Source organism: Candidatus Eisenbacteria bacterium, from assembly GCA_005893305.1.
In the GTDB taxonomy this organism is placed as follows: domain Bacteria; phylum Eisenbacteria; class RBG-16-71-46; order SZUA-252; family SZUA-252; genus WS-9.
In genome coordinates this window covers 173,860-189,272 of sequence record VBOZ01000029.1, presented here as the reverse complement: position 1 = coordinate 189,272, position 15,413 = coordinate 173,860, and the positions used below count along the sequence as shown (strand labels likewise).

The 15,413-nt window shown below is 66.0% G+C and carries 16 protein-coding genes; 13 read left to right on the top strand and 3 right to left on the bottom strand.

Features of this window, described 5'->3' with window-relative positions; all coding sequences use genetic code 11:
* The first annotated feature begins 40 nt into the window (after window positions 1–40).
* A complete protein-coding gene (locus E6K79_09510) occupies window positions 41–2,107 on the top strand; it encodes a Zn-dependent oligopeptidase (protein ID TMQ63863.1) in 2,067 nt (688 codons plus the stop codon).
* A 25-nt stretch (window positions 2,108–2,132) separates the two neighbouring features.
* On the opposite strand, the gene E6K79_09505 is transcribed toward E6K79_09510, so the two are convergent.
* Window positions 2,133–4,034 (bottom strand): M61 family metallopeptidase, encoded by a 1,902-nt coding sequence (locus E6K79_09505; GenBank protein ID TMQ63862.1) that lies wholly within the window; start codon window positions 4,032–4,034, stop codon window positions 2,133–2,135.
* 51 nt (window positions 4,035–4,085) lie between these two features.
* Window positions 4,086–4,511, bottom strand: a complete 426-nt coding sequence (locus E6K79_09500; GenBank protein TMQ63861.1) for an OsmC family protein — start codon at window positions 4,509–4,511, stop codon at window positions 4,086–4,088.
* A gap of 269 nt (window positions 4,512–4,780) precedes the next feature.
* Between E6K79_09500 and E6K79_09495 the strand changes: the two genes are divergently transcribed.
* The 12 genes from E6K79_09495 to E6K79_09440 all read left to right on the top strand — a co-directional run bounded on the left by E6K79_09495 (window position 4,781) and on the right by E6K79_09440 (window position 14,066).
* Window positions 4,781–5,674: an STAS domain-containing protein gene (locus E6K79_09495; protein ID TMQ63860.1), complete on the top strand. Its 894-nt coding sequence runs from the start codon at window positions 4,781–4,783 to the stop codon at window positions 5,672–5,674.
* 41 nt (window positions 5,675–5,715) lie between these two features.
* Window positions 5,716–6,084, top strand: coding sequence for an STAS domain-containing protein (locus E6K79_09490; protein TMQ63859.1), 369 nt, complete (start codon window positions 5,716–5,718; stop codon window positions 6,082–6,084).
* Window positions 6,081–6,527, top strand: a complete 447-nt coding sequence (locus E6K79_09485; GenBank protein TMQ63858.1) for an anti-sigma regulatory factor — start codon at window positions 6,081–6,083, stop codon at window positions 6,525–6,527. The genes E6K79_09490 and E6K79_09485 overlap by 4 nt, the downstream gene beginning before the upstream one ends.
* 11 nt (window positions 6,528–6,538) lie before the next feature.
* Window positions 6,539–7,132, top strand: a complete 594-nt coding sequence (locus E6K79_09480; protein ID TMQ63913.1) for a stage II sporulation protein E (SpoIIE) — start codon at window positions 6,539–6,541, stop codon at window positions 7,130–7,132.
* Window positions 7,129–8,067 carry a hypothetical protein gene (locus tag E6K79_09475; GenBank protein TMQ63857.1) on the top strand — a complete coding sequence of 313 codons (939 nt, stop codon included), beginning with the start codon at window positions 7,129–7,131 and terminating at the stop codon, window positions 8,065–8,067. Before E6K79_09480 ends, E6K79_09475 begins: the two co-directional genes overlap by 4 nt.
* On the top strand, window positions 8,060–8,692 hold the full coding sequence (locus E6K79_09470; GenBank protein ID TMQ63856.1) for a response regulator transcription factor: 633 nt from the start codon (window positions 8,060–8,062) through the stop codon (window positions 8,690–8,692). Before E6K79_09475 ends, E6K79_09470 begins: the two co-directional genes overlap by 8 nt.
* A gap of 185 nt (window positions 8,693–8,877) precedes the next feature.
* The gene (locus E6K79_09465; protein TMQ63855.1) at window positions 8,878–9,558 is read left to right on the top strand and encodes a hypothetical protein; all 681 of its coding nucleotides are present in this window, start codon (window positions 8,878–8,880) and stop codon (window positions 9,556–9,558) included.
* Window positions 9,558–10,301, top strand: a complete 744-nt coding sequence (locus E6K79_09460; GenBank protein ID TMQ63854.1) for a sugar transferase — start codon at window positions 9,558–9,560, stop codon at window positions 10,299–10,301. The genes E6K79_09465 and E6K79_09460 overlap by 1 nt, the downstream gene beginning before the upstream one ends.
* Window positions 10,302–10,338: 37 nt before the next feature.
* Window positions 10,339–11,184, top strand: coding sequence for a hypothetical protein (locus E6K79_09455; GenBank protein TMQ63853.1), 846 nt, complete (start codon window positions 10,339–10,341; stop codon window positions 11,182–11,184).
* Between the two features lie 240 nt (window positions 11,185–11,424).
* The gene (locus E6K79_09450; GenBank protein ID TMQ63852.1) at window positions 11,425–12,159 is read left to right on the top strand and encodes a hypothetical protein; all 735 of its coding nucleotides are present in this window, start codon (window positions 11,425–11,427) and stop codon (window positions 12,157–12,159) included.
* A 365-nt stretch (window positions 12,160–12,524) separates the two neighbouring features.
* On the top strand, window positions 12,525–13,292 hold the full coding sequence (locus tag E6K79_09445; GenBank protein ID TMQ63851.1) for a hypothetical protein: 768 nt from the start codon (window positions 12,525–12,527) through the stop codon (window positions 13,290–13,292).
* A 9-nt stretch (window positions 13,293–13,301) separates the two neighbouring features.
* Complete coding sequence (locus E6K79_09440) at window positions 13,302–14,066, top strand: hypothetical protein (protein ID TMQ63850.1); 765 nt, start codon at window positions 13,302–13,304, stop codon at window positions 14,064–14,066.
* 30 nt (window positions 14,067–14,096) lie between these two features.
* Here the strand turns inward: E6K79_09440 and E6K79_09435 are convergent, their stop codons facing one another.
* A complete protein-coding gene (locus E6K79_09435) occupies window positions 14,097–15,287 on the bottom strand; it encodes a T9SS type A sorting domain-containing protein (protein TMQ63849.1) in 1,191 nt (396 codons plus the stop codon).
* Between the last annotated feature and the right edge of the window lie 126 nt (window positions 15,288–15,413).

Below are 15,413 nucleotides of genomic sequence, written 5' to 3'. Positions count from 1 at the left end.
CGCCGACTACATGGAGCCCGCCATCCTGCCTGGAGGAATCGTGACCCTACTGAACTCGTGCCGAGTCGCCAAAGCCCATCCGATGCTTGCCTTCGCGCTGCTGATCGCGCTGTCGCCCCCCGCCGCCCGCGCCGCGGTAGCCGCCGAAGAGATGCCGGCCGCGGCGCCCGCGCCCTTCTTCACCGGCGCCCCCGACGTGGCGACATTCCAGGTGAGCGCGGAGGCCGAGCTCCAAGCCGCCCGGGACGCGCTCAGCGCGATGCTGGCGGTACAGGGAAAGCGGACGATCGAGAACACGCTCGTCCCCTACAACGCGGTCATGACCCACGCGGAGAACGCGGCGTACGGGTCGCACCTCATGGAATCGGTCCATCCCGATTCGACGTTTCGCGCCCGGTCCGAAGAGCTGACCCAGCGCGCGAGCAAGTTCATCGACGACCTCAGCCTGAACCGGCCGGTCTATGACGCCTTGGTCGAGGTCGACGCGAAGAAGGAGGACGCCGCCACGCGGTACTTCCTCTTCCGGACGCTTCAGGACTTCCGCCTCGCGGGCGTGGACAAGGACGAGGCCACCCGAAAGACGATCTCGACCCTTCTGGAAGAGTTGACCAAGACCGGGCAGGACTTCAGCCGGAACATCCGGACCGATTCCCGAACGATCCAGGTCGACCGAGTCGAGGATCTGGCGGGCCTCCCCGAGGACTTCATCCGGTCCCATCCCCCCGGGCCGGACGGGAAGATCACGCTGAGCATCGAGAACCCCGACTACTTCCCCGTCATCCGGTACGCGCAGAACAGCGACGTCCGGCGCCGGCTCATGTACGAGGACCTGAACCGAGCCTATCCGGCGAACATCGCGGTGCTCGACTCGCTGATCGCCAAGCGCTACCGGCTGGCCCGGATTCTGGGCTATCCGACGTGGGCGGACTACGTGACCGTGGACAAGATGATCGGGTCCTCGAAGAACGCGTCCGACTTCATCCAACGGCTTCGGAGCACGACGTTCCGCCGCGCCCAGGAGGAGTACGCGCTCTACCTGAAGCGGAAGCGCGAGGACAATCCCGCCGCGACCCAGGTGGACAAGTGGGAGATGTCCTACTACGGCCGCCTGATCCGGAAGCGGGACTACGATTTCGATCCGCAGGAAGCGCGCGCCTACTTCCGCTTCGACCTGGTGAAGCAGGGCGTGCTCGACGTGACCTCGAAGATCTTCGGCCTCACGTACAAGCGGATGGAGAACGCCGCCGTCTGGGATTCGAGCGTCGAGGCGTACGAGGTGTTCGACGGCCCGAAGCTGCTCGGCCGCTTCTTTCTCGACCTCCACCCGCGCCCCGGAAAGTTCAACCACGCGGCGAAATTCACGATCCGCCAGGGCGTAGCCGGCGTCCAGGTGCCGGAGCACGCGCTCGTCTGCAATTTCCCGGGCGGAAAGCCGGGCGATCCGGGACTGATGGAGCACTCGGACGTCGAGACGTTCCTCCACGAATTCGGCCATCTCGTGCACGCGATCCTGGGCGGCCAGGGCCGGTGGGAGCCGATCGCGGGGACGGCGGTGCAGCGTGACTTCGTCGAGGCGCCGTCTCAAATGCTCGAGGAGTGGGCCTGGGACCCGAAGGTGCTTCAAACCTTCGCCCGGCACTACCAAACGGATCAGCCGATCCCGGTGGCCCTGGTGGAGAAGATGAGGAGGGCGGACCAGTTCGGCCGCGCCCTCAACACCGCCACGCAGGCCTACTACTCGGCGATCTCCCTCGGCATCTACAACGCGAAGCCCGACCACGTGAACACCGATGCGGTCGTCGCCGACCTCGAGCCCAAGTTCACGCCGGTGCCCCGCATGGAGAACACCCACATGCAGACGTCGTTCGGGCACCTGGACGGCTACTCCGCCGTCTACTACACGTACCTCTGGTCGCTGGTCATCGCGAAGGACATGTTCAGCCGGTTCGACCGGGAAAACCTGCTGGATCCGACGGTCGCTTCGCAGTACCGCGACACCGTGCTCGCCCCGGGCGGGTCGATGCCGGCGAGGGAATTGGTGAAGGGCTTCCTGAAGCGGGATTACGACTTCAAGGCCTTCGACGCCTGGCTCGCGGGCAAGGATTGAGAACCCGCCGCGTCCAGGACCCGGCCTAGCGGGGTTTCGTCCTCGGGCTCAGGACCCGCGTCAGGTAGTCCGGCTTCGACGGGTCGCGGACGAGCCGTGGATACCGCTCGCCGCCCCGGTAGTCGATCCGGAACGTCTTGAGATAGTCGCCCGACTCGGCCAAAAGCTCGATCGGGCCGCCCGAGCTCCTCGCCGTGGCGATCGCTTTCCGGCCCCGATCGGCGGTCCACGTGCGGCCGTTCACCGCGATGAGCTTCATCCCGGGGGCAAGCCCCGCCTTCGCCGCAGGAAGATCCGGATTCACGTCGATGATCGCCCCGTCGGAGCCCAGAAGCAGGCCAAGCGAGAAGGTCAGAAAGGTCCACTGCCGCGCCCGCTCGATCGCGCGCGCGTACGCCGAGAGGCTGTCCGAGTAGGCGAGGCGCCACCCGCTGCCCTCGATGCCCCCGAGCGGCGCCCGCTTCGAGGCTTGGCGGACGCGCGTGGCGAAGAATCCATCCCAGTCGTAGGGCGCGATTTTCTGAAGCGCCGCCACGACGTCGGCCAGAGTGTAGGTCTTCACCACTGGGCCGCTGCTCTCCCCACCGTGGAAGAGGCGGCAGAAGTCATCGAGCGACTTGGCTCCGCCGCTCTCGCGGCGAAGGATCGAGTCGACCTCGAGCCAGATCAAGACGCCCTCCGAGTAGACGTCCCCAAAGCTCCGCCGCCAATTCGACCACGGCCGCCCGGCACGGCCGGTCATGGGCGCCGATATCGCCGCGTCACGGAGCGGCCGCCACGATCGCCCCGACTCGTTGGCGACGGTCGCCGCCGTCTGCGCCAGGTCGGCCAGGGACTGCTCGAACGTAAGGAGACCGGACCTCGCCGTGAAGACCCACGCCAGGTAGTCGGTGAGGCCCTCGTAGACCCAGGTCAGGTCCGTTTCCATCGGGGCCTGGAAGGCGCCCCGCGTCATGTCGGCGGGCCGGCGGTGCTTTCCGTTCCAGGAATGGGCAAACTCGTGCGGGAGGAGCTGCGCGGACCGGATCTGGAGATCGGGCTCCACGAGAGCCCCCTCCGGGCTCCGGTTATCGCTCGACTCGTGGTGCTCCAACCCCGAGTAGCTCATCTGATCGCTGAGCGAGAAGAGGAAGTGATACTCGCGGTAGTGCGTCGCCCCGAAGGTCGCGATCTCCTCCCGCACGAGACGCTCGAGGCTCGCGATCCGCGACGGCTCGATCTCGAGCGCGCCGGGACTGTCGGCCGCCAGGTCGACCTCATGCTTCGGCGTGATCTCCGGCGCTAGGCGGATGACCCGGAAGTACGCGCCGGTCAAGACCGGAGAATCGACCAGCGTCACGAGCGACGCCGGCCGGAACGTGATCTCGTTTCCGGCGGCACGCTCCACCGGGAGGGCCGTTCCCCACTTCCATCCTTCCGGCACGCGGAGCGTTGCCTTGACCGTGAGGCTCTCCGCCGGCGTTCCCTTCGGATAGAAGAGAACCTGATTCCAGTCCAGGACCGCGAGCTTGGAGGTCGCGGACGTCGTGCCGCGCAACCCGTCGGTGCCGGATGGGATGAGATAGTCGAGCGATAGGTCCACCGCGCCGGCTCCCGCGGGCACGTCGCAGCTGATCGCGTACATTTCCTCTCCGTCGCGGCTCCACTCGATCTGGCGTCCACCCGCCGAGAGCGTGATGCCGGCGACGTTCTGGATCGGACCGGTCGGTCCGTGCTCCCCCGGAATCCACTTCGGGTAGTAGAGCGTGAGCTCACCCGGCGCGGCGGGAATGCGGAGCTTCGCGTGGAGGATGTGGCGCGGCGCTTCGGTCGCGTCGACCGCGAGCGCGATGGCCGGCTCTGAAGCACGGGCGGAGGGAGCCCCGAGGCATGACGCCATCGCAAGAGCGACGACCATCCCGGCGGCTCCTCGAATGCGAGCGTTCATCGACGTCCTCTGGCTCCCGTCGGTCGATCCGTGCAGGCCGCCATCACAGTCCTACGCCACGAGCTTCGCGTCCATCGTAATCTTGGCGTTGAGAAGCTTCGAGATCGGACAGCCCGTCTTCGCCTCGTTGGCCGCCTTCTCGAAGGCCGCGCGATCCGCGCCCGGGATCTTGGCGGTCACGTCGAGGTGGGAAGCGGTCACCGCAAATCCACCCTCGACCTTCTCGAGGGTGACCGCCGCCGTGGTGCGCACGGTTTCCGGGGTGATCCCGGCAGCGCCGAGCTGCGCCGAGAGCGCCATCGAGAAGCAGCTGGCGTGCGCCGCCGCGATCATCTCCTCCGGGTTCGTCCCCTTCCCGTTCTCGAATCGAGTCCCGAACGAATAGGCCGCGTTCGCGAGCACGCCGCTCTCCGTCGAAACGGTCCCCTTCCCCTCCTTGAGGCTCCCCTGCCACTCGGCGGATCCCTTGCGAATCATCGTGTCACCTCCGTGAAATGTCCGTCACCGCGCAAATCTCCGCCTCGCGCTTGTAGGCCAAACAACTACATTTTCGCGTATCTGCGGAGTGGGTCGAGAGATGCGATTCGCGGCCCCGAAACTGTCCCATCACGTATCAGTGTTTTTACGATTATCTAATTGCAGGCCCGGCCGATGCTCATATTAAAATAATACATGCGGATGCGCGTGGGGCGTTCCGGTCGCCATGAGTGCGTCTGAATCGTGCAACACATTAGGAGGAGGATCTCATGACGGACAGCGCTGTCAAAGTCACCTTCGCTCCCCCGACTCAGGACGAGAATCCCGCGCTCCTGCGCGAGCTCGTCTCACATTTGAGACAGAACCGCACGAAGCTTCGCGAGGAATGGGTACGGCGGATCAGCGTCGCCGAGCTCCTGACCGCGATGACGAAAGAGGAGATCTTCGCGGAAGCGACCTCCGTCTACGATAGCTACGTCCTCGCCCTGGAGACGGGAACCCTTGAAGCTCTTCAAGCTTACGCGCGAAACCTCTCGGAACGGATCATCCCGCGAGGAGTGGAAACGCACGAGGTCGTCGGCATCGTGCTTCTCCTGCGCGACGTCTTGGCGCGATCGCTGTTCGCCAAGTACCACGCCGACTTCGCCCCGCTGAATCGCATCCTCGACGCCTATGAGCCGGCCGCGAACCGCATCGCGATCACGGTGGCCGTCGGTTTCGTGCAGGAGCGGGAGCGCGTCATCCGCGAGCAGCAGGAGGCCATTCGAGAGCTGTCCACGCCCGTTCTGCAGGTCCGCGAGCGGTTGCTGATTCTTCCGATCATCGGCCTCATCGATCCGGCGCGGGCGCGCCAGCTCACCGAGCAGCTTCTGCGGGGCATCCGGACGAACCGAGCCAAGGTCGTCGTGATCGACATCACCGGCGTCGCGGCCATGGACGCCAACGTCGCGAATCACCTGGTTCTGACCGTCGAGTCGGCGCGACTCCTCGGCGCGACCGTCATCGTGACCGGTCTCTCGCCGGAGATCGCTCAGACCCTCGTCAACATCGGCGTGGATCTCGGCAAGATGACGACGGTGGGAGATCTTCAGGGAGGCATCGAGGAGGCCGAGCGTCTCCTCGGGTACAAGGTCCTTCCCATGAGGGAATCCGAAGCCGCCTAGGGGACGCGGCACCACTCGACCTAAATCAAAGGATCGCATCTGTGGAAGTCCCGATTCTGAAGCAGGGCGCCTACCTGATCGCCTCGATCCAGGCGGCGCTCTCGGACACGGACCTGCTCCATTTCCGCGACGTCTTGATGAAGTCCGTCGGCCAGCACCGCTCCCAGGGGGTCATCGTGGACGTCGCGGCACTCGACGTCATGGACTCCTTCGGCACCCGCGTGCTGGGTGATATCTCCCGGATGATCAGCCTGCGGGGCGCCAAGACGGTCATCGTCGGAATCCAACCCGAGGTCGCCATGGCGATGGTCCAGATGGGCCTGACCCTCGGAGCTGTCGCGACCACGCTCGATCTGGAGGAAGGTCTTGCCTATCTCGACGCGAACACCAAGCCGCCGGCGAAGCGATGAGCACATCGGCGAGTTCGGACAACAATTCATCCGCCCCATCGGGGTCGCCGGAGCAGGGCGTGCCGCTCGTAACCGAAGCTGACATCGTCGCCGCTCGCCAAAAGGGTCGCGAGCTCGCCTTGGGGATCGGCTTCTCGCCCGGAGACGCGACCCTGATCGCCACGGCCATTTCCGAGCTCGCCCGGAACATCGTGACGTACGCGAAGCGGGGCGAGATCCGGCTGATCCCGATCGAGCTGAACGGGAAGCGCGGCCTGACCGTCGTGGCCAAGGACGAAGGAGCGGGAATTGCGGACGTCCGCCAGGCCCTCCAGGACGGATATTCCACCGCAGGGCGATTGGGCTTGGGGTTGCCCGGAGTCAAGCGGCTCATGGACGAGATGGAGATCGTCTCCCAGCTTGGCGTCGGCACCACGGTAACGGCAAAAAAATGGAAACCGTGACAGCGCTCTCAATGAAGTGGGCCGTCGCGCACCGCCCGCTGAACGACGCCGCGGAGTCGGGGGATCTTTGCGTCGTCCAACCGTTCGCGGACGGAATCATGATCGCGGTTCTGGATGGTGCCGGCCATGGACGCGAGGCGGGCGCCGCCGTGGCGGTCGCAGCGAAGCTCTTGGCGAAGCACGCCGGGGAGCGACCGATCTCGCTCTTGCGCATGTGCCACGACGCGCTCCGGAGCACGCGGGGCGCGGCCGTGAGCGTCGCGTCGATTCGACCGTCGGAAGGCTTCCTGTCCTGGTCCGGCGTCGGGAACGTGGAGGGCACCCTCTTCCGCGGGGATCCGACCTTCCGGCCCCGGTCGGAGGGGCTGGTGAATCGCGCCGGCGTGGTCGGGAGCCGGCTGCCGGCGCTGAGCGGCACCGTGCTGCCGATCGGGCAAGGAGACACCCTGGTCTTCACCACCGACGGAATCTCCCACGGATTCACGAAGCTGATCTCGCCCGGCGCGCCGCCAAAGCACATCGCCGACCTCATCCTGGCCCGCCACGGTAAGAAGTCGGACGACGCGCTCGTGGTGGTAGCATCCTTCACGGAGCCCGGACGATGAATAACGGCACGCCTGCATTCGAATCGCGGTACGCGGCCGCACTCCGCGGGCATGTCGCCGGCGGAGGCGAAGCGTCCCTCAACGCGGCGTACGAGCTGGGCCGAGAGGCGCTCGCTTCCGGAGTCGGCGCGCTCGAGATGGCCGCGCTCCAGCACGCCGCGCTCCTCGCCGTCTGCCAGGAGGCGGGCATTCCCGAGAAGTTCGGGGCAATCCTCCGCGCCGCGGAGGGCTTCGCGCGGGAGTCGTTCTCGCCGTTCGAGATGGCCCATCGCGGGGTAAGCGACGCCAACTCGGCGCTTCGACGGATCAATGAGATCCTCGAGGAGCAGGTGCAGCGGATCGCGCGCGAGCTCCACGACGACGCCGGGCAGCTTCTGGCCTCGGTTCACCTCGCCCTCCACGAGGTCGGCCGCGACCTCGCTCCTTCGTCGAGGCAGCGGCTCAAAGACGTGCGCGGCCTTCTGGATCGGATCGAGGAGCAGCTCCGCCGGATTTCGCACGAGCTCCGCCCGCTGATCCTCGACGACCTGGGCCTCGTCCCCGCGATCCAGTTCCTGGGGGACGGAGTTTCCCGGCGCGCGGGGATTGCCGTCATCGTCAAGGGCTCGACCGAGGAACGGCTGCCGCCGGTCGTCGAGACGACGCTCTATCGGATCGTCCAGGAAGCGCTGAACAACGCGGCCCGGCACGCCCAGGCCTCTCGCGTCACGATCACGCTGCTGCACGAGGACGGCCTGGTTCGATGCTCGATCCGCGACGACGGGGTGGGGCTTCCCCCCGCGGCCAAGGGCACGCGTCAAGGGGGCCGCGGTCTGGGATTGATTGGAATTCGCGAGCGGATCGCTCCGCTCTCGGGGACACTGGAGATCCAATCCGGCGAGCGCAAGGGAACGGAGCTCCTGGTGACGATCCCGCTGGAGACGATCCGTGCGTGAGAGCGTCCTTTTGGCCGATGACCACGCCGTGATCCGGGACGGCCTGGCCACACTTCTCAACGCGGAAGGCTTCAAGGTCGTCGGATCCGCTCCGGACGGCCGCGAGGCCGTCCGCCTGGCCAAGGAGTTGAAGCCCGACATCGCGGTGCTGGACCTGGGCATGCCTCAGCTGAACGGGCTCGAGACGACGCGAAGCGTCCTTCAGTGCTCGCCCGAGACGCGCGTGATCGTCCTCACGATGCACACGGAGGACCCCTACGTCATCGAGGCGCTTCGGGCCGGCGCCCGCGGGTACCTCCTCAAGACGCAGGCGACCGCGCACCTAGTGCAGGCCATCCGCGAGGTCGCCCAGGGCTCGGTCTATCTGAGCCCCGGCATTTCCAAGGCGGTCGTAGAGGCCTGCATCTCCAAGGTCGATTTGCCGGACGACCCCTTGACCCCGCGGGAGCGCGAGGTGCTGCAGCTCATCACGGAGGGCCGGTCGTCCAAGGAGATCGGCGTAGCGCTCGATATCAGCGCGCGGACCGTCGAGGCACACCGGGCTCATATCATGGAGAAGCTCGACATCCACGAGACCGCCGGGTTGGTCCGCTACGCGATACGAAGGGGCCTCATCATCCCCTAGCCCTCCGCACGGCCGTTTTTTTGCCCTCAAGCCTCGTCCCTCCCTCCCCCTCTTCCCCACTAGGTAGTTTTTCCTATCCCGGGCCGTAGTCCACCGAATGGTGGGCGCGACGCATCTGCCGCAATACTTCCTTACGTATGGATACCGGGCGCAAACAAAGCTTCAACGGTGGATGGAAAGCGGCCATGGTGCCGGCCCTCGTGGCCACGGCCATCGCCGCCGGCGCGTCCTCGTCGGCGGCAGATCCTCCGACCCCGATCGAGTGTCAGGTCCGCTCCGAGCTGGCGGCGGCGAAAGGCGATGGCTTGAAGGCGATCGCCTGGGCCGTGTCCCTCGTCACGCTGGATCCCCACTCGAGCTACGCGTTGTCTCGAGTCGCCTCTCTGTACGAGAACTTCGGTGACGACTCGGCGGCGCTGGACTGGGGGCAGCGGGCGCTCGCCGTCGACAGCTTGAACTCCGAGGCGGCCATGCTGGTGGGTCGAGTGAGCTGCTTGGTTGGAGATCCGGCCCGCGCCGCGGCGGCGCTGACGCCGCCGCTCCGACGGTCGGGAGCCGCGCCCGAGCTCTATGCGTTGCGCGCGCTCGCCCATGAGCTGGATCGGAACTACGGAGCGGCCCTGGCCGACCTCAAGCGCACCGGATCGCTCCTGCCCGACTTCGAGTGGATCGCGACGGGGATCCTGGGCATGGCGCTGGAGGACGGCCGACTCGGCGAAGCGTACTCAGCGTTTCAGCTCGCCATGGAGCTCCGGCCTGATGACACGCGGACGCTCGCGTTGGGCATCTCGCTCGCGCAGCGATTGGGCAACCCCGCGTTGGAGCGGACGCTTCTGCGCGCGCTCCGCGCATCGGAGGTGCGCTGATGCCCGCCTCCGTAATTTTCCCCTCGGCGAATCGGGGTATCACCGAATGGCTCGCCCGGCGTCCCGTTCCTATCGTCTCCAAGAGTATGGGAACCGAGCCAAACAATGCAGCGGTGACTGCCGCGGGACGGCCGTGGAGGCTTGCACACCCGAAGGAGAGGGATCTCGCGAAGCGAGCCGTCGATCTCGTGATCGCGGTGACTTGCCTCGTGGCGCTCCTCCCGATCTACGTCGTGGTCGCCGTGGCGATCTGGCTGGAATCGGGCTCACCGGTCCTCTTCAGGCAGGAACGGGCCGGGCTCCGCGGCCGTCCGTTTCTGATGTTCAAGTTCCGGAGCATGGTCGCGAACGCGGAGCAGGAGACGGGGCCGGTCTGGGCGGCCACGAACGACGCGAGAGTGACTCGCGTCGGGGCGTTTCTCCGTCGCACGCACCTCGACGAGCTGCCCCAGTTCTGGAATGTGCTTCGAGGCGAGATGAGCGTCGTCGGTCCACGCCCCGAGCGGCCGATCTTCCTGGCCAAGCTGGACAAGGAGATCCCGGGCTTTTCGAGTCGCTGCACCGTGAAGCCCGGCATCACCGGCCTCGCGCAGGTCAGCAACGGCTACACGCAGTCGACGAGGGCGGCACGGCGGAAGTTGCGCTACGACATCCATTACATCCGAAACTACTGCTTCCTTCTCGATCTGAAGATCATGGCCAGGACGATTCAGGTGCTGGCAAACGATGAAAACGCAAGATAGGCGGGGAGGCCCGCCAGCCGGGAAAGGGAGTTCCATCATGGATGAATTTTCGACGCATCGAGGACGATCCCCGCGGGATTCGGGCGTCGTCGCCCTTCGGATCATGCGATTCATGCCCGTCACGATTCCGGTGCCGATGCGCATTGAACCCAAGGTCAACTCCGGAACTCTCGTCGTCCGACCGGGCGTGCGCGTCGCGGTGGGGGGAACAATCACGGCCGAAGGCTTCGGCGCCCGGCTTACCTATCGCCAACGTGGAAGCGGCACCACGCCGGCCGATGAGGTCACCAGCGAGCGAATTGCTCTCCTTCACGACCGGACCCTGACGCTCCCGCCGCGAGCCGTGGACCGCCCCGTCGCGGGCCGTCCTCCGGATCTTTGGATCCAGTTCCTCGACGGCGGAGGCACCCCGGTCACGGGCCTCACCCGCCTGGGCCGTTGCGACCAAGGTCCATTCGACCTGACCCCAAACCTCACCCTGGGAATCTCCGTGGACGCAGCCATCCTGAGACCGGAGAGATCCGATCCCTATTCCATGCCGATGCTCGCCCTGGCCGGGGAGATCTGCATCCGGACCGGAATCGTCGCGCGATTCACCCTCACCGAGAACGGCGGTCCGGCCCCGAGGCCGGGCGATCCGACCACGCCTGCCGATGTGTCGTTGTTTCCAGGCGGCACCGAGGTCCAGCTGCCGCGGCGGATGCTGCACGGGCCGATCGGGCGCGATTCCTGGATCTACGTCACGTTTCTGGACGGAGCGGGCCGGCCGACGGGCGGAGAGTCGTTACTCGGGAAAGCGGAGCCCGGCGTCGTGGAAAGCTCATTGGTCAGCCCGGACGGGCTGCTGGAGAGGAGGACGCATTTGGACCGTGGCGGTCGCTAGCGTCCAGGAACCCGTGTGGCGGACCCGACCTATAGCTCTCCGAGTGTCCCCAGCGGGGCTACGCGCCCACGAGACCGGAACCGCCGGCTGCATCGCCACGGAAGATTGATCGATGCGAGAGATGGAGCTCACGCATTCGCGATAGGAACGGGAGGACTCATGGAGAGAATGCACGCGGCGCACCCACTCGTACCTGAATCGAACCGACAGAGAATTCACCCCGGCTCGGACCGGTCTCGGATGCTGCGCTTCTCCGCTGCTCTCTCGATGCCCGTACAGGTACAGGGATCGGTCCGCCTCACGGAATGCCACGATCCCCATGGGTTCCGGGTGACCCTGGATGGCGCCGTCGTCCTCGCGGGGCTGGCTGCGGTACTCAGCTTCGGACGGGACGCCCACCAGAGTCATTTCAACGCGGACCGCTTCAAACAGAACACGATGACGCTGATCCCGCCCGGCGAATGGTTCACGGTCGCGGCGGCGGCCAGCCGCGCCCCGATCGATCCCGGTGCGCCGATCCGCATTCGATTCCACGACGGGGACGGCACCCGCATCTCCGAGACCTGCGAGGTCGGACCTTGTGACCGAGAGCCGCATGGATTCGCGCTTTCCTTCCACGTCCCCGTGGCGGTGACGGTGGAGATCGCGACAGACACCTTGTCTCTCGTGCCGAGCTCTCGGTCCACCATTGGCGGCAACCTCGTGTTTCTCCGCGGCATCCTCGCGCACTGCATGTATCCGTGGCGCGAGCCGGATCGGTACGACGACGAGCCCCTGGTCGCCGCCACCGAAGCCGTTGCGATTCCGATCGGCCAGACTGTTCGCATCCCCGATCAGCCGATGTCGAGGACGACACCCGCTCATCCGTTGCGCGCGATCTCCTTCTTGGACGGACTCGGGCACCCCCTGGGGCGATTCGTCCCTCGCGCGGGTGCTCGGAACGGGAAACCTTGGAGAGGAGGTGGTTCTATTTGATCTGAAACTCGCAAAAAATGGATGCCTTCCGGAGCGCCGGATGACCCATGTCGTCGGGAGTGGCGACCAAGCATCCGGCGCTCACCCCTTTTGGGCGCGATCTTCATCGCATTCGCCAACTCGGCCCGCGTTCTCCTTGCAAATCGCAACCCGAACCATCCGTAGTTTTTCATCCTCAAGTCCGCAATCCATCGAATGGCGGCTCCTTCTCCCCGTGGCGATACTTCCTTCCGTATGGGGACGAGGAGCGGTTGGCGGCCGAATCGCCAGGTGATGAAAGGAGACACACAATGGCAAGGGTGATCACGCAGCGCGAGCAACCCTTGGACGTGACGAGTTCAGCTGTACTGCGGATCATGCGATTCGTGCCGGTCACGATCCCCATGGCCCTGCACATCGAGCCCACGATGAGCCCGGGCGCGCTCCGCGGCGGACCGGGCGGGCGCGTGACGGTGGGAGGCACGATCAAGGCCGGTGGATTCGGCGCGCGGCTGACTTACCGCAGGGTCGAGCGCGGCACTTCCCTTCCGCTCGAGGAAACATCCAGCGAGCGGATCGCGCTCCTCCACGACCGATCCCTGTCGATTCAGCCTCAGGCACTCGACTGGGCGGAAGTGGGGCGTCCACCGGATCTCTGGATCCAGTACGTCGGCGGCGGATCCCCGCTCGCCCCCCGGACCCGCTTGGGCCGGTGCGATCAGGGGCCGTTCGACCTGAACCCGTCTCTTCCACTCAACCTCTTCGTCGACGCGATGGTCGTCAGGGGCGAGGTGTTCGATCTGAATCCGATCTCCGACCTCGCGATGTCCGGCGACGTCTCCATCCGGTCCGGCATCAGGGCCCGGCTCACGCTGTCGCCGAGCGACTCATCGGGAGTCGACGCGGGCCAGCAGGAGGCGGCCGTCGAAGTGCCGCTCGTCCCGGACGACACCATCATTCATCTTCCCCCGCGGCCGCTTCGGTCCCCACTGGGCCGAGACTCCTGGATCTACCTCGCATTCCTGGATGGGATCGGGCAGATCACGGGAGGCGAGTCGCTCCTGGGAAGGGCGCAGCCGGGCCTCGCCGAGATGCAAAACGGTTGCGTCACGGCTTCCACTTCCACCGTGGCGCCGGCGTATCCCGTTCATTAGGAGCCAGTCATGATGTCAACCCACGTGATGTCTCAGTCGATAGCGCCCGCGTTTCGCCGGATCCCCCACCGGGACCCGGATGTCAACCGGACGGTTCGGATCGCCGCGAACGTCTCGATGCCGCTTCAGGTGCAGGCCTCGATCCGCGAGGCGGGTCATGGCGCTCCGCTTGGCTCTACGTTGACCCTCGAAGGGGCGATCGTGCTGCCGGGGGTCAGCGCGATGCTCACGTTTGCCAAGAAGCATGCCAACCGAGATGGCGGGAGCATCGCGACCGAGGCCATCCTCATCCCTCCGGGTGAATGGTTCGTGGCGGCATCGTCGACTCCGCCGCTTCGAATTACCCGGCACTCGCCTCTGCAGATTCAGATACGCGATTCCTCGGGTGCACCGCTGGCCGAAGCCTGCAACCTGGGGCGCCAGGAAGACGGCGAGCCGCGTGAATTCGGGCTATCCGTCCGCGTGCCCGCCACGCTCGTGGCGGAGATTACGACCGACGGGAGATATTCCACGCGGTGCACGACCATCGGCGGGAAGCTCGTCTTCGGCCGCGGAATCCTGATTCGCTGCATGTTCGGCGAGGGTGGCGAGGCTTGGGGCAGCCACCTATGTGGTGTGGGGAAGACGGATATCGTCGCCGTGGAGGTCGGACAGACGATCCTCTTCCCCGACCAGCTCGTGGAGCCGAGCGCGCGGGAGGTCTCGCTCCAAAGGATGCTCTTCCGCGACGGCCAGGGGTATCCGTTCAGCTCGAACGGGCTGTACGGCGCCTAGCGGCGCTGCCGCTGAGATGCGGCCCCGGCGTTACCTCGCGACGACGATCTTCCGCATCTGGACTTTTCCGGCCTGTTCCAGCTTGGCGAAGTACGTGCCCGACGGAACGGGCCTGCCCAAGTGGTCCCTGCCATTCCATGCCACGGAGCGCCAACCCGAGGGCAACGCGCGCTCCACAACCGTCGCGACCCGTCGTCCGCGCACGTCGAATATGGTCAGCCGGACGGATCCGGACCGAGGAACCGCGAAGTTGAACCGGGTCTCGGTTTGGAACGGATTCGGGTAGACGGGGTCGAGCTGCAATGCGAGCGGAGCAGCCGCGTCCGAGGGCACCAAGACCCATACCTCGTTCGAATACCCATTGTCCGTCGGAGACTGGACGAAGAGCCGGTACGCGTAGCGCTCGCCCGGGGTCACCGACCGGTCCTCGTAACGGACATAGCCGCCGCTCTCCACGTCGGCCTGCCCCAGAGTCGCCCAATCGCTGATCGCGGTACGCCGCTCCACCATCGAGACCGAGCTCCGCGCGTCCGGGACGATCCAGCGAAGGCGAACAAGCCCTGCCTCGGCCTGCGCGTCCTGGAGCGCGACGGAGACCGCGGTCGTGCTCCGGGCGAGGCCGTCGGTGTCGAACCAGTCCCCAGGGACGCCGTAGAAGGCCTGCGTGTTCGGCCCGTCCAGCCGGTACGTGTTGTCGCCGCCTATCCCAGGACACTCCGTCCCGAACGACGTATAGTCCTGGGCCCCAGTGATCAAATCCACAAATGTGATCGCGGGAGCCCCGCTCGTGCCGGTGATCGTCAACGTCCCAAGCCTAAATAGGCCCCCCGGCGTATAGGAGAACGAGTAGAACGCGTCCTTGTACGTCCCGTCCCCCGGGTTCAGCACCTCTGCGTGGTTCGGGAACGCAGCCGGCTGCCGGTTGACGTAGGTCCCATACGTCACGGTGCCGCCGGTCGCCACGATGCTGAAGGCGTACGAGTTGATGTCCATCGCGGCAGCGGGCAGGGTATTGCAGGTGACCGCGCTCCCGTTGCGGTTCAGCGTCGTGCTCAAGTAGATATCCACGAAGGTCGAGTCGTTGTTCGCGTTCAGCCGATCGCCCGTGTCATGAACCCCGTTCCCGTTCGCGTCCATGTACATGTACTGCGCATCCGCCGCTTGCGTGAGGCCTGCGACCGCGACAACCGTAAGCAGGGCTGAGAGTATCCACTTCACCATGATCTCCAACCTCCGAGGTAAGAAACCGGCACGTCCCCCAATGCCCTACCACCTACTTCTTACTCCCATCGGTGCCCCGTCGCAACTTGTTTTGGCTATCAACCCCGGCGGCACCCCGCTACGTAG